At 75.3% G+C, this 14,915-nt stretch carries 9 protein-coding genes; 5 read left to right on the forward strand and 4 right to left on the reverse strand.

Annotation, left to right across the window (positions count from 1 at the left end):
* The first annotated feature begins 7 nt into the window (after positions 1-7).
* A complete protein-coding gene (locus IE182_RS02285; protein ID WP_229844510.1) occupies positions 8-706 on the forward strand; it encodes a hypothetical protein in 699 nt (232 codons plus the stop codon).
* Complete coding sequence (locus tag IE182_RS02290) at positions 687-1,607, forward strand: inositol monophosphatase family protein (RefSeq protein ID WP_190107879.1); 921 nt, start codon at positions 687-689, stop codon at positions 1,605-1,607. Before IE182_RS02285 ends, IE182_RS02290 begins: the two co-directional genes overlap by 20 nt.
* Before the next feature lie 24 nt (positions 1,608-1,631).
* On the opposite strand, the gene IE182_RS02295 is transcribed toward IE182_RS02290, so the two are convergent.
* Positions 1,632-2,834, reverse strand: a complete 1,203-nt coding sequence (locus IE182_RS02295; protein WP_190107880.1) for an ArsB/NhaD family transporter — start codon at positions 2,832-2,834, stop codon at positions 1,632-1,634.
* Positions 2,835-2,892: 58 nt separating this feature from the next.
* Here IE182_RS02295 and IE182_RS02300 point away from each other — a divergent pair, with 58 nt between their 5' ends.
* Together IE182_RS02300 and IE182_RS02305 are read left to right on the forward strand one after the other, a co-directional pair.
* Positions 2,893-8,916, forward strand: a complete 6,024-nt coding sequence (locus tag IE182_RS02300; protein WP_190107881.1) for a WD40 domain-containing protein — start codon at positions 2,893-2,895, stop codon at positions 8,914-8,916.
* A 175-nt stretch (positions 8,917-9,091) separates the two neighbouring features.
* Positions 9,092-9,481 carry a hypothetical protein gene (locus IE182_RS02305; RefSeq protein WP_190107882.1) on the forward strand — a complete coding sequence of 130 codons (390 nt, stop codon included), beginning with the start codon at positions 9,092-9,094 and terminating at the stop codon, positions 9,479-9,481.
* A gap of 56 nt (positions 9,482-9,537) precedes the next feature.
* Here the strand turns inward: IE182_RS02305 and IE182_RS02310 are convergent, their stop codons facing one another.
* Positions 9,538-10,611 carry a terpene synthase family protein gene (locus tag IE182_RS02310; RefSeq protein ID WP_190107883.1) on the reverse strand — a complete coding sequence of 358 codons (1,074 nt, stop codon included), beginning with the start codon at positions 10,609-10,611 and terminating at the stop codon, positions 9,538-9,540.
* 683 nt (positions 10,612-11,294) lie between these two features.
* Here IE182_RS02310 and IE182_RS02315 point away from each other — a divergent pair.
* Positions 11,295-12,731 (forward strand): NAD(P)/FAD-dependent oxidoreductase, encoded by a 1,437-nt coding sequence (locus IE182_RS02315; RefSeq protein WP_190107884.1) that lies wholly within the window; start codon positions 11,295-11,297, stop codon positions 12,729-12,731.
* Positions 12,732-12,768: 37 nt separating this feature from the next.
* On the opposite strand, the gene IE182_RS02320 is transcribed toward IE182_RS02315, so the two are convergent.
* Both IE182_RS02320 and IE182_RS02325 read right to left on the reverse strand, forming a co-directional pair.
* Entirely contained in the window at positions 12,769-13,269 is a 501-nt protein-coding gene (locus IE182_RS02320; RefSeq protein WP_190107885.1) for a hypothetical protein, read from the reverse strand.
* Positions 13,270-13,433: 164 nt separating this feature from the next.
* Complete coding sequence (locus IE182_RS02325; protein ID WP_229844512.1) at positions 13,434-14,573, reverse strand: DUF5005 domain-containing protein; 1,140 nt, start codon at positions 14,571-14,573, stop codon at positions 13,434-13,436.
* Between the last annotated feature and the right edge of the window lie 342 nt (positions 14,574-14,915).

Below are 14,915 nucleotides of genomic sequence, written 5' to 3' on the forward strand. Positions count from 1 at the left end.
CTCCCGAGTGCGCCGCAGCCCCGTGGAGTACGGACTCATCGAACAGGCCATGGCCGAGGGCGGGACGGAGGGCGGCGCGGTCACGGCGCTGTTCGCCGCGGCGGCCGCGGCCCTTGAGGAGATCGCCGCCGGGCGCAGCGGACCGTGCGCCGTCCGCCACCCCCTGGGCTTCCTGTGCCTCCCGGTGCACCGGGAGGACGACCGCGGAGTGTGCGTGCACGTCTTCGGCTCCGGGACGCCGGGCCGGGCGGCGGCCGGGCTCACCACCTCCGCCGTCCACGCGCACAGCTGGGACCTCGCCAGCTGTGTGCTGTACGGCCGCGTGGGCAATCTGCGGGTCGAGGTGCACGACCGGCCCGAGGACCCGACGCACCGCGTGTACGCCGTGCACAGCGACGCCTCGGCGGTGGACGAGATCCGGCCGACGCCCCGTCTGGTGCGGTGCACGCCGGGCCCCGAGGAGACCAGCTCCGGCGGCGAGATCTACACCCTGCCCGCCGGACAGTTCCACGCCACCGTCGTGCCGCCCGGCACCGCCGCCGCCACCCTGCTGTTCGGCCGCACCCTGCCCGGGCGGCGCGACCTGAGCCTCGGACCGGTGCATGGCACCCACCACCGGGTGGTACGACAGACATGCGACGCCGCACAGACCGCCCGGACGGCCCGTACTGTCCTCAGGAGGATCGATGGACGGCACTTCCCCTGACGCCCCGGCCCCCGGCGGCGGCCCCCGGGCCACCGGCGGTCCGGCGGGACGGTACGCCGCCGATCACGCGGTGGCCGTCGGCGTCGCCCGGGAGGCGGGCGCGCTGGTGCGCTCGCGCTTCCAGGACGACTACGCCGTGCGGGCCAAGGGCGACCGCGGTGACGTGGTCACCGACCTCGACCTGCTGGCCGAGCGCCTGATCGTGGAGCGCATCCGGCAGCGCTTCCCGCACGACCGGATCCTCGCCGAGGAGGCCGGCACCGTTCCCGCCCAGCGCTCCGGCGCCCCGCACCGCACCTGGCTGGTGGACCCGCTCGACGGCAGCAACAACGTCGTCATCGGCCTGCCGGCCTACGTCGTCGGCATCGCCCTGTGCGTCGACGGCGCGCCCGTGGTCGCCGTCGTCCACGACCCGGTCACCGACCGGACGTGGACGGCGGCCGCGGGCGGCGGTGCCTTCGGCCCGGGCGGCCGGCTGGCCGGCCCCGCCCGCCCGTTGTCCCCGGCCGGGCCGCTGCTCGCCTGGACCCAGGGCCACGCCGTCGCCCGCCGGGATCCCGTGGCGCGGGCGCTGAAGGGGACGCTGGACGTGCGCTGCCGGCGGCTGCTGCAGCTGTGGGCGCCCCTGCTGGCCTGGGCCATGCTCGCCCGCGGCGACATCGACGGCTTCGTCGGCTACCGCGCCGAGGGCATCGACCTGCCCGCGGGCCTCCTGCTGGCGGCCGAGGCGGGCCTGGAGATCCGCGACCTGGAGGGCCGGCCCTTCCGCGGCGGCGTGGACGGCCCCGACACCGACCGCAGCTTCGTCGCCGGCCGCGCACAGGACCTCCCCTACCTCCTCGGCCTCGTCGCCGCCGGGGCCGGCGACGGCGCCCGCCCGGCGCTCAGCCGGCCGCAGTGACCGCGCGCCGCACGGACCGCCCCCTCAGCCCGTCAGGACGAGGGCCGGGACGGCGGTGAGCAGGGCCCCGGCCGCGAGCACCGCGCCCGTGGCCGTGAAGCGCCGCAACGACACCCGGACCCCCTGGGCGTGACAGCGCTCGAACCACAGCAGCGTGGCCAGGGAGGCCCACGGCGTGATCACCGGTCCCACGTTGGTGCCGACGAGCAGCGCCAGCAGCTGCTGGTGATTGCCCTCCGGGACGGCCGACTCCCCGGCGAGGTAGACCGGCAGGTTGTTGAGCACGTTCGACAGCCCCCCGCCGACCGCCCCCGCGCGGAACATCCCGAGCAGTCCGCCGTCCGCCCCCACCGCGGACGCGAGCAGGCTGTGCAGACCGTTGACGTCGACCGTCTCCACCACCAGGAACAGGCCCGGCACCAGCACCAGCAGCCGCCAGGGGACCAGGGACAGCCGCAGCACCGACCGCCGGCGCACCGCGAAGGCCACGACGGCCAGCGCGGTGGCCGACGCCGACGCCGTCCACAGCGGAACGGCGTCGATCAATATCGCCAGCAGGAAACCCGCGCACGCCACCGCGCACACGCGGAACAGCAGCGGGTCGGCCGGACGGTGCGGCTCCGGCGGAACGTAGACGTCCGCGCCGCGTTCGCCGCGCCGCCAGTAGAACAGCCACAGGCAGCCCATCGTCACGGCGACCGCCGCCAGTTGGGGTGCCCACATCCTCGCGGCCAGACCCACGGGGGAGAGCGCCACACGGTCCGCGGCCAGCAGGTTCGTCAGATTGGACACCGGCAGCAGCAGGCTCGCCGTATTGGCCAGCCACACCGTCGTCATCGCGAGCGGCACCGCCGCGATCCCCACCCGCGACGCCAGCGCCAGCATCACCGGCGTCAACAGCACCGCCGTGGTGTCGAGGTTGAGGGTGATCGTCGTGACCGACGCGAACACGACGCACAACAGGAACAAGCGCGCGTAACTCCCGCCACCGGCGCGCGCCACCCCCGCCGCCACCACGTCGAACACCTCGGCCCGGCTCGTCAGTTCGGCCAGCACGATCACCGTGCCGAGGAACGCCAGCAACGGTGCGATCCGCACCATCGCGTCCCCGGCCGGCTCCGCGGGCAGCAACCCCGTCGCCAGGAACAGCAGTCCGCAGGCCAGCACCCCGCCGGCCAGCCAGTCCAGCACATGCAGACGTCGTAAGGCGCGCACGGACAAGAGCATCGCACACCGATCGCACGAATACAGTGACGGGGGGTGACCCGGTTCCTAGGATGGGGCCATGGTGGCACGCCAGGAACTCACCGGGCAGAACCGGCCGTTGGACTTCTTCATCAGCTACTCACCGGCCGACGAGCGGTGGGCGTCGTGGATAGCCTGGACGCTGGAGGAGGCCGGCTACCGCACCGTCATCCAGGCATGGGACTTCGTACCGGGAACGAACTTCGTCGACTTCATGGACCGCGGCGTCAGCGAGTCCGCCGCCGTCATCGCCGTCCTCTCCCGCAACTACGAACGCTCCCGCTACGGACGCATGGAATGGCAGGCCGCCCTGCGCGCCGACCCCGACGCACCCGAACGCAGACTGATCACCGTCCGGGTCGAGGACATCCCCGTCGAGGGCCTGCTCGCCACCATCACCTACGTCGACCTCGTCGGCGTCCAGGACACCGCCGCCGCCCGCGACCTCCTCCTCACCCGCGTCGGCCACGCCCTCGACGGCCGCGCCCGCCCCGCCCGGCACCCCGGCTTCCCCGGCCGTCCCCCCGCCCCCGCCCGCCCCGCGCCGAGCGTGGCCCCGCACCCGGCCGGTCGGCAGCCCGGCAGCCCGGGCTGGGCGGGACGTCGCCGCCCCGCCGCCCCGCCCGCCTACCCCCGGGCCACCGAGGGACAGCACGCCCGCGAGTCCGTCTCCGTGCTCCACCTGGCCGGGCCCTGCTTCGGCCGGGGCGCGGACCCCGCCGAGCTCCAGGCCGCCGTCTGGGGCGACCTCGTCGAACTGACGGACGCCGGCGCCCCCGCCCCCGACCTCCTCGTCGTCACCGGCGACCTCACCGCCTCCGGCAGCCCCCGCGAATGCGACCAGGCGCTGACCTTCCTGACCGGCCTGCGCTCCCGGCTCGGCCTCGCCGCCGACCGCCTCGCCGTCGTACCCGGCGGCCAGGACGTCAGCCAGGCCGCCTGCCGCGCCTACTTCAGCACCTGCGAAGCCGACGAGATGCAGCCCCGGCCGCCCTACTGGCCCAAGTGGCGCCACTACGCACGGCTGTTCCAGGAGCTCTACCAGGGGCTCGACGCCGTCTTCGACAGCGACCAGCCCTGGAGCCTGTTCCCCGTCCCCGCCCTGCACACGGTCGTCGCCGGCCTCAACTCCTCGATGGCCTACAGCCACCGCCCCGACGACCAGTACGGCCTGCTCGGCCCCGAGCAGGCCGCCTGGTTCGCCCAGGCCCTGCGCCCCTACGAGCAGGAGGGCTGGCTGCGCCTGGGCGCCCTGCGCCACCCGCCGGACACCCGCCGCCGCCTCGACGCCGTCCCCGCGCCCGGCGCCGACGCCGCCTCCCCGGCCCCCGCCGCGCCACCCCGGCGCAACCCCGGCCCCGGCCGTCCCCTCGGCCACGAGCCGGGCCGGGCCCCCGCACCCGGCCGCCGGACGACCGCCGCCGCGCCGCTGCGCGACACCGACGTGCTCGCCCGGCTCACCGCACCCCGCCTGCACCTGCTGCTGCACGGCCCCACCACCGACCCCCGGGCCACCACCGCCGCGCCCACCGCCCACGCCCTGCCGCTGACCGCCCGGGACCTGCCCGTCCTCGGCGCCGCCGCCCCCGGCAGCCACCAACTGCTCCACGTCACCCGCGAGGGGCTCACCCACTGGCCCCAGGGAACCGGAACCGGCCCCCGCCACTACGCCACCGCATGGCCCGGCACCCACCGCGCCTTCGGACCGCCCCAGCCGGCCGCGCCCGCCCCCGGCGCCGAGGACCCCACGACCGCCCCCGCCGGCACCGACCCGATCGCCCCGCCCGGCGACCCGGCCGGCCCCGGCCCCGAGGCCCGGTCCGTCCAGGGCCCCCTCGACGTCCTCGTCGCCCGCGTCGCCGAGGTCTGCCGCATCCGCCACGACGGCGTCCAGCTGCGGCGCATCCCCGGCGACCCGCCCGGCCTGCTCGTCACCTGGACCGAGGCCGGCTTCGTGCGCCAGCAACGGGTGGGCGTGTGCGCCGGCACCCCGCAGGCCGACGACATCGACCGCTTCATCGACCACGTCCACGCCTCCGACACCGAGCCCGACGCCGAACTCGTCCACGACGGCCCGCCGCCCGCCCGCGAACTGCGCGAGCGCGCCCGCCGCCGGGGCGTCCTCGTCCGCAGCTTCACCGAATTCCAGGGCCTGCTCGACCTGCGCGGCCACGTCGCCGCCCAGACCGAACGGCTGACCACCGACCCCCAGTACGCACCGGGCCTCTACCTGCCCCAGCGCTACCGCGAACTGGAACGCCCCGGCGGCATGGAGCGCGAGGGCCTCGTCGACGACGTCCTGCGCCTCCTCGACGCCGACCACGGCCGCTTCCTGCTGCTCCTCGGCGACTTCGGGCACGGCAAGACCTTCGCCCTGCGCGAGCTGGCCCGCCGCCTGCCCGGCGAACTGCCCCACCTCGTCCCGCTGCTGATCCAGCTGAGCTCCCTCGACAAGGCCCACACCCTCGACGGGCTCGTCGCCGCCCACCTCGCCGGCCACGGCGTCGACACCATCGACCTGCGCGCCTTCCGCTACATGCTCCGCCAGGGCCGCATCGTCCTGCTCTTCGACGGCTTCGACGAGCTCGTCAACCAGGTCAGCTACGACCGTGCCGCCGACCACCTGCAAGTGCTCCTCGACGCCGCCGTGGACAACGCCAAGATCGTCGTCAGCAGCCGCACCCAGCACTTCCGCTCCCAGGCCCAGGTCCTCACCGCCCTCGGCGAGCGCGTCGGCCTGCTGCCGCAGCGCCGGGTCCTCGCCGTCCAGGAGTTCACCCCGCAGCAGATCCGCTCCTACCTCGTCAACCGCTACGGCGACGAACACGCCGCGGACCGCCGGGTGCGCCTGCTGGAGGGCATCCCCGACCTGCTCGCCCTGTGCCGCAACCCCCGCCTGCTCAGCTTCGTCGCCGACCTCGACCACGAACGGCTGCGCGCGGTCGCCGGCGCCGGCCGCGCCCTGAGCCCCGCCGGACTCTACGAGGAAGTCTTCTCCTCCTGGCTGCGGTTCGAGGAACGCCGCGGCCACGGCGGGCCCGGCAGCACCCCGGGGCTCAGCCTGCGCCAGCTGTGGCAGGCGGTGACCACCCTCGCCCTGCGCCTGTGGGAGAGCGGCGAGAGCGCCCTGCGCCTGGACGAACTCAACGACGTGGCCCAGGCCCTGACCGAGCTCGCCGACAGCCGGCTGTCCGTGCCGCAGGCCGCGCACGCCGTCGGCTCCGGCAGCCTGCTCGTCCGCACCGACGAGGGCCTGTTCCGCTTCATCCACGGATCCGTCGTCGAATGGCTGGTGGCCCGCGAGGCCGCGGGACGCCTCGGCGACGCGACGGGCGAGAACGACCTGCTCGCCCGCCGCCCGCTCAGCCAGCTCGCCGTGGAGTTCCTGTGCGACCTCGCCGACCACCGCACCTGCCAGCAGTGGGCCGAACGGACCCTGGCCGGCGAGCCGGCCGAGGACGGCGGCGGCCGGGACGGCGAGACCGCCCGGGCCAACGCCGTGAAGGTCCTCACCCGCCTGAGGGTCCCCGCCCACACCGACCTGCGCGGCGCCCTCCTCGCCGGCGAGGACCTCTCCTACCGCGACTTCTCCGGCGTCGACCTCACCCGCGCCGACCTCACCGACGCCTCACTCGTCGGGGCCGACTTCTCCGGCGCCGTCCTGCGCGACACCCGCCTGTCCGGCGCCCGCCTCGACGACGCCGACCTCTCCCACGCCGACCTGCGCGGCGCGGACCTGCGCCGGGCCCGCCTCGTCGGCACCGACCTGCGCGGCGTCCAGGTGACGGGGAGCAGCTGGCACCGGGCGGCCCTGATCAACGCGGTGACCGACCGGACCGTCCTCGGCACCCCGGAGCTGCAGGCCGCCGCCGTCGCCCCCGGCCTGACCGCCGAGCCGGGCTTCCGCCCCTCCGCCGTCGGCGTCCCCTACGGCTTCGACATGCGCACCAGCCGGCTGCCGGAACCGGTCGCCTACAGCCCCGGTGGCGAACTCCTCGCCCTGGGCAGCGAGGACGGCGGCGTCCTGGTCTGCGACGCCGCCACCGGCACCGCCCTGCGCACCCTCCAGGGACACACGGGCCGCGTCTACGCCGTCAAGTTCCGCGGGGACGTGCTCGCCACCGGCGGCGCGGACGGCACCGTACGGCTGTGGGACCCCGTCTCCGGCACCTGCCGCCACCGGCTGGAGGTCCACCCCGACGGGGTGTGGCCGGTCTCCCTCGATCACCGCGGCACCCGCCTGGCCACCGGCGACGCCGACGGCACCGTCACCCTGTGGGACGTCGCCACGGGCACCGCCTCCCACCGCCTGCCCGGCCACACCGCACCCGTCTACACCGCCGTGTTCAGCCCCGACGGCACCCTGCTGGCCACCGGCGACGCCGTGGCGGCCGTCCGGCTGTGGGACACCCGATCCGGCCGGCTCCTCGGGGAACTCCCCGGCCACCGCGGGGCGGTCTACCGCGCCGGCTTCAGCCCGGACGGGACGCTGCTGGCCACCGGCGACATGGGCGAGGACGACCGGGGAACGGTCCGGATCTGGGACGTCGCCGGCCGGCGGCTGCGCCACACCTGCACCGGCCACCCCGGCCGCGTCTACACCCTCGACTTCCACCCCGGCGGCACCCTCCTGGCCAGCGGCGACACCGAGGGCCACGTCCTGCTGTGGGACCCGCTCACCGGAACGCCCGCCGGAGCGCCGCTGCTCGGCGGGGGCGCCGTCTACCAGGTGGTGTTCGACCCCGAGGGCACCATGCTCGCCGCGGGCGGCAGCGACGGCTCGGTCCGCCTGTGGCGGGTCTCCCGCGGCGCCGCCCCGGGCGCCCCCTGGTCGGCCCTGCCCCTGCGCCAGCAGCCCGCCGACCACCAGGGATCGGTCTGGGCCTGCCGGTTCCGGCCCCGCGGCGCCACCGCCGCACCGGAGTCCGGCCCCCTGCTGGTGTCGGCCGGCAACGACGGCGCGGTGCGCCTGTGGGACACCACCACCGGCCGCGGCCGGCGCATCCTGCGCGGCCACGGCCGCAAGGTCGTCAGCCTGGCCTTCAGCGCGGACGGCGGCCACCTGGCGGCCTGCGGGAACGACGGCGTCGTCCGGCTCTGGGAGCCGGCCACCGGCCGCCGGGTCCGCGAGCTCACCGGCGACAACGACCGCCTGGTCTCCGCCGTGTTCACCCCCGTCGGCCCCCTCCTCGCCACCCCCAGCAGCGACGGCGACGTCTACGTGTGGCACGCCGGCAGCGGCGAGTACCAGCGGGAGATCGACGCCGAGACCGACCACGTGTGGGCGGAGACGTTCAGCGCCGACGGGGAGATCCTCGCCACCGCCAACGACGACGACACCGTACGCCTGTGGTACCGCAGCACGGGAGCACACGTGACCACCCTCGACGGGCACCGCGGACGGGTGCGGTCGCTGTCGTTCACGGCCGACGGGACCGCCCTGGCCACCGGCTGCGACGACAAGCAGGTGCGCCTGTGGGACCTCGCCGGCAGCCGGCCGGTCACCGAACTCGCCGGCCACACCGACCGCGTGTACGCGGTGGTCCACGGGCCCGGTGACGCCTGGCTGGCCAGCGCCTCCTGGGACGGGCAGGCCATCGTCTGGCAGGACGGCGTCCTCCGCCACCGCCTGCGGGGCCACTCCGGGCGGCTGTGGGCCGCCGCCGCCCATCCCCGCCGCCCCCTGCTCGCCACCGCGGGCGACGACCGGGCCATCGGCCTGTGGGACCCCGTCACCGGCGCCGCCACGGGGCGGCTGACCGGACACACCGGCCGCATCCTGGCCCTGGCCTTCAGCCGGGACGGTTCGCTCCTGGCCAGCGGCGGCGAGGACGGCACCGTCCGGCTGTGGACGGTGCCGGACGAGGGGCCGCCCGTGCCACGGGGCACCCTGATCGGCGTGCCGGGCGGCTGGGCGGCCCTGACACCGTCCGGGGGCTACAAGTTCGACGGCGACGTCGCGGGCGAGTTCTGGCACGTCGTGGGCATGTGCCGGTTCGAACCCGGCGAACTCGACGAGCACATGCCGGGCATCCGGCGCATGGCACTGGACGCCCCCCTCTGACCGTTCCGGCCGGGCGGCACCGCCGCCGCCCGGCGAGCGCTCATCCGTGCGGGTGATAAATGGCTGCGCGGCCACAGTGAACGGCGACTGCCGCGCTCCCGGGGCGCGACGATGCCGGGGGGCCGGAACCGTACGCATGGTCCCGGTACTGCCCGTCCCATCCGTGGAGGTGTCCGTGTACGCAACCGAGCTGGCAGCCAAAGCGCTCGAACCGACCGCCGAAGAAGAGCGCCTGGCCGAGGACTACGTCACCGTCCTCAGTTCTCTCTCCGCCATGGAGCAGGCATTGCTGGAGGGAGCCTGGCACCGCCTGCGCGACGAAGCCGACCAGCTCATGAGCGCCGCCGAGGACATGTGGGCCGGCCTGCCGGAGGGCGGCGACGAACCGGGCGCCCCGGTCATGGACAGCCGCAAGATCCGGCAGCTGGTCGCCGTCTACGCCCAGCCCTACGCCGCCGGCCGCGCCCTGTACCCGACCGGCGTCATCGAGGACGCGCAGGTGCGCACCGCCGTGGAGGAGGAGAACGCACAGGCGGACGCGGAGACGGCCGTCCCGACGGCCTGACCCCGCGGCGCCCCCGGTGCCAGGGGGCCGGCCCACCGGCCGGCCCCTCCGGCCCGCTACGCCTCGGCCAGCCTGCCGCCGGGCAGGGCGTGCTCGGCGGCGTAGCGGGGCGCCTCGCGCATCCAGTCGATGTGCCCGCCCACCCAGGTGTGCAGGCACTCCCCGAGGGAGAGCGTGGCGTCGTGGGGGCACAGCGGCGTGCCCGGCAACGGCAGCCGGATGGCACGCCGCCCTCCGGGGCCGGGGCCGCCCAGCGCCGGGTCGTGGCTGCTGAAGGAGAGGGCCTCGCACAGACCGGGCAGCCGCCCCTGCAGGTGGTGGAACTCCGCCGCCCGCCGCACGAACTCGGCGTTGATCTGGTTGATGGCCTGCCGCTGGGACAAGCCGTGGTGGTCGCGCAGGATGATGACGGCGTTGTAGGTGTCGCCCACCGCGTCCTCCTTGTCGTGCGAGACCAGGTCGTTGCCGAGGACCGTCAGGTCGCAGGCCAGCGTCTGCAGCCGGCGGATGTCCGACTGCCGGTAGACCCCGGCGGGCACCTCGAAGCCGTCGGCCACCTCGTACATGTCCAGGACCGGGGTCAGGCCGATGGAGGCGCGCCGGATCCGCAGGTAGGAGCCGATCGAGGTGGGGGCGGTGCCGCGGTAGCGGTCGACGGCCTCGGCGAGATTGGCCCAGAGGTAGTCCATCCAGTGGCCGGCCGCCCGGTGCCGCCACTGCCAGGACATCCGCGCGCTGCTGTCGGCCCACAGGTCGGCGAGCATGGCCACCGCCGGCACCGACCGGTCGTGCAGGGCGGACGGTATGTCAGGGTCCAGGACGTCCGCCATGCGCTGGATGAACGGGGCGGCCTGGGAGGGGTTGTCGAAGAAGAGCTCCTCGACGAGGTTGTCGAAGTAGAAGAAGAAACACATCTGGTCGACGGCCAGGTCGTACCCGCTCCCTCGTGCGTCCGGGAAGGTGTAGGCGACCAGCTTGCCGGGCTCTGCGGCACGGATCCGCTGCCACCGGACCGGATCGTCGGTCACCCGGTACCGGTCTCCCCAGCGGTGCTCCCGGGCGTACGCCCGGCCCGGATCTGGGTTGACCATGTGCGGGAACTCCACCGGAATGATCACATCTTGGGGCATGGCCACCTCCTGGGCCCTCGGCCCTGCTGGTGGGAGTCACGGCAACGCTGCAACGCATGGCATTCCCCTCCCGGTGATCGTGACGGAGCGCTGTCACAACGAGCCGTGCACCGGCGGGGCGGCAACGGGTGCATTCGGCGATGAACGGGCTGCCCGGCCGGAGCGTTCAGCTGCGCCGGGCGGCGGCGCGGGGCGGGCGCGTGACACAGGGCGGGACCAGCGCGCCGGGCTCCCGGGCACCCGGACCTGAGGACCAGCCACCGGCCCGGGCCCGGAACCATCTCGATCCGGTGCCGTGTGCACCTGACTGGATCACAGTTCTCCGCTCCCCCTGGACACCGTGCCCGCACGTCCCGGCGCGCAGACGGACCTGGTCCGCCCCGCCTCCGGTCTTGGCACAGTGCCTGCCCGTTCCATCGCACAACTAAAGCCATCCCCGTACTGCCGAAGGTGTATTGGAGTGCACGGCGCATTCATAATCGGCTGCATAGTCTCCTGCCCTAGTCCACGCGCCCCTCAGCGCTCGGGCCAGGGAGTTCCTTCCGGCCGGTTTCACGCCCGGCCGGAGGCACCGGACCGGATGACCGGTACCGTGATCACGGCCTCGGGGGAGTGGCGCCGCGGTACGCCCGTTCGGGACCGTGCGGTAACGGGGCGAAGCGGCCGGGAAGATGAGGGTGGACATGACGAACACAGATGCGCACGATCCGCAGCGGACGACCGGCGGCGACGATCACCGCCCCGCGCGCCGCGTCGTCGTCATCGGGGGGAGCCTGGCCGGTCTGCTGGCCGCACAGGCGCTCGCCGGGCACGCCGGCACCGTGACCGTCGTCGAGCGCGACCGCTACCCCGACGGGCCCGGCCACCGCTCGGGCGTGCCCCAGGACCGGCACACCCATGTGCTGCTGGAGAGCGGTCAGCAGGCGATGGAGACGCTGCTGCCCGGCATCCTCGACGAGATGCGCGAGCACGGCGCACGCCGCGTGGGCACGCCCGGCGACATCTGCCAGTGGCAGAACGGCCGTTGGTTCCGCCGCACCCCCGCCACCACGCACTTCCTCAGCGCCTCGCGCGGCCTGACCGACTGGGTGGTGCGCCGCCGCGTGCTGGCCGGCTCCCGCATCGAGACCGTGCAGGGCGCGGAGGTGACCGGGCTCGTGGGCGACGCCCGCCGGGTGCGGGGCGTCCGGCTGCGCGAACGCGGCGCCGCGGCCGGCCGGCAGGAGGAGCGGGTCCTGGAGGCCGATCTGGTCGTGGACGCCTCGGGCCGCTCCTCCCGCGCCCCGGCGTGGCTGGCCGCGATCGGCGCCGAGGCGCCCCACGAGGAGCGGCTGGAGACCGGCCTCGCCTACTCCACGCGCTTCTACCGCGCCGCCGCCGGCGTCGCGGACGGCGCCGCCCTGGGCGTGTACATCGTCCCCAACCCCGACCAGCCGCTCGGCGGGCTCCTGCTGCCCCTGGAGGACGACCGGTGGATCGTCACCCTCTCCGGTCTGCGCGGCTCGGAACCGCCCACCGACGAGGCCGGGTTCCTCGACTTCACCGCCCGGCTCCCGCACCCGCTGCTCCACGACTGGCTGCGCAAGGCCGAGCCGGTCTCGGCCGCCCACGGCTTCCGGGGGACCGCCAACGTGCGGCGCCGCTACGACCGGCCGGGCCGCCGCCCGGCGGGGTTCCTCGCCACCGGTGAGGCGCTGTGCGCCTTCAACCCCATCTACGGGCAGGGCATGTCCGTCGCGGCGCTGAGCGCCGTCGCCCTGCAGGACGCGCTCGCCGACCCCCGCCGCACGCCCACCACGCACCGCGTGCAGCAGGCCCTGAGCGCGGCCGCCCGGCAGGCATGGGACATCTCGGCGGGAGCCGACAAGAACATGCCCGGCGCGACCGGCAACGTCCTGCGGCCCCGTGCCGTCGACCGGCCCGCGGACTGGTACATGAAGCGTCTCCAGGAGCGTGCCTGCGGGAACCCGGAGGTCGGCGCGGTCTTCCGCGACGTGCTGTCACTGATCGCGCCGGCGAGCGCCCTCTTCGCCCCCGCCGTGGCCCGGGCCGTCCTCTTCGGGCCCGAGCCCGAGGCGCCCGTCGAGCCGCCGCTGCAGCAGGAGACCCCGGCCGCGTAGGCGGCCGGGGCCGGTCTTCGTGTCGCTCCGTGTCCGGTCAGTGCATCCAGATGGTGGTCCGGGCGACCACCCGGGCCTTCTTGGGCTGGTCCGGGTTGCCGTACCGGACCTCCACCCGGGGGTGGGAGTTCAGGAAGTCGAGGTCGGCTATGACCACCTGGTGCGGGTCCTTCACGGTGCGGGTGGCGATGTCGGTGTCGAGCATCCAGCCGAACTCGCCCGTGGCCGGGGCGTAGACGAAGAACGTCCCGCCCTTGTACGTCCGCGAGACCCGCTCGTCGTCGAGCACCAGGGCCCAGAAGGCCACCGGGTGGCCCGCCGGGTACATGAGCCGCTTCTCGGCCTTGAGGCCCTCCAGGTCGATGTGCCGGAAGGGGTTCTCGTCGGCGGCGGTGGCACCGGCCGTACCGGCGGCCGGTGCCACCGCCTGGGCCGGTGCCGTGCGGGTGGCGGCTTGCGCGCCCTGGGCAGCCGTCAGGGCCAGCGTCGCGGCGGCAAGGGCCAGGCTGACGGTGCGGAACGCGGTACGAGCAGACATCGGTCTCCGTCTCCAGTTCACGGGGGTGTGCGACAGGGGCGCACGGCACGGGTGTGATCGCGCGGCTACGCCACGTGATCTTGGCGTGGGTGGCCGCTCCCCGCAATGCGGCGCGGGGGAAACCGGCCACCCGCCGACGCCGCCGCCCACCCGCCGCGCGCAGGTCAGAACGCGGTCACCAGGCGGAGGAAACGGGGCCGGTAGATGCCGGCCCGGCGGATCACGTCGTCGGGGACGAGGCTGTTGACGTTGTAGGAGATGACCAGTTCTTCCCGGTGTTCTCCCCGGTGCTCTTCCCGTCGTGCCAGCTCCGGGTGCTCGTGGGGGTTGTAGGCGAAGACGTGGGGATTGCGGTACGTGCCGTGCGGGCCGGCCTCCGGCGCCGTGTACACCGTCCGGGGCCGGGTGAACGGCCCGTACGGGGTGCGGGCCCAGGCGAGCTGCAGCTCCGCGCTGAACGGCCGGTCCGCGCGCTGGGTGAGCAGCGCGTACCACCGGCCGTGGCGGACCACGCTGAGCTCGTCCGAGGCCCGCAGCGCCGCCCCGCCCGGGCCGGCCAGCCGGGCCGAGCGCGCCTCGTCCGGCGACCAGGTGCCGCCCGCGGTCCAGAACCGCCAGGGCTGCCGCAGGTCGGTCCCGGCGACCCGGGCGAGGTGGAGGAACTGCCCGCCGGACGGGGCCGGTTCGGTGCCGTAGACGTAGGTCCAGTGCCGTCCCCGCTCCAGCCAGGCGCCCCACGCCGTGCGGGTCGCCGACGGCAGCGGTGTGAGCGTGAGCGGCCGCGCGAGCCGGCCCGGGCCGAACCTGGCCAGGACGTTGCCGCGCCAGGCCACGTCCAGGGGCCCGGTGCCGGTCCGCGCGTAACGGGCGTAGACGACCGCCACGCCGCGGCCGTCGGGGACGCCGGCCCGGGCCCAGTACCAGGGCTCGTCCTCCGGGCCGCGGACGAGCGAGTCGGGCCGGCCGGACCGGTCGTGCCCGGTGACGGTGTGCGGGCCGTCGGCCCGCCACAGCACGAAGCTGTTGTGGACGAACGGGGTGGTGCCCCCGTCGCCGGTGACGGGGGAGCGGGAGCCGTCGGGCAGCAGGGTGCCGAGGAACGTGTCCGAGAAGATCCACAGTTCCCCGGCCCGCGTCGGCACCGAGTACGCACTGTCCCCGCCGGTCCAGTGCCCCCGTGGCCCCGCGCGTCCGGCGTACGCCCCGAACGCCGCGTCGAGGGAAGCAGCGCGGCGCACGTCCACGACGCGGGGCGGCGCTCCGGCCGCCGGGGCCGCCGCCCCGGGCGACACGAACGCGCACATCGCGGCCAGCGCCGGTACCGGCCACGCCCAACGTGCCCGGTACCGGCGTCGCGACGACGGACGGCTCCTCATGCACCCCCCAACGAGCCGCCCGGGGTGTCGGTTGCCCTCAACAGCACACGATGACCCCACCCGGCGGAGGGGACGCATCCGAAGCGGCGGCGGGAGCGGCGGCGACGCACGACGCCAGGACGATACCGGCGGCGGCGACCGCCCAGCGGGAACGCAGGCAGGACAGCACAGACATGGCGATCTTCTCCGTGAGGTGTGAGGCGGCCGGCGAGGGCCGCGCGTGACGCCGGCGGACCCGGCCCCCGTGGGCCTCTCTCGTCCGGCGTCCTC

The organism is Streptomyces cinnamoneus, from assembly GCF_014650495.1.
In the GTDB taxonomy this organism is placed as follows: domain Bacteria; phylum Actinomycetota; class Actinomycetes; order Streptomycetales; family Streptomycetaceae; genus Streptomyces; species Streptomyces cinnamoneus.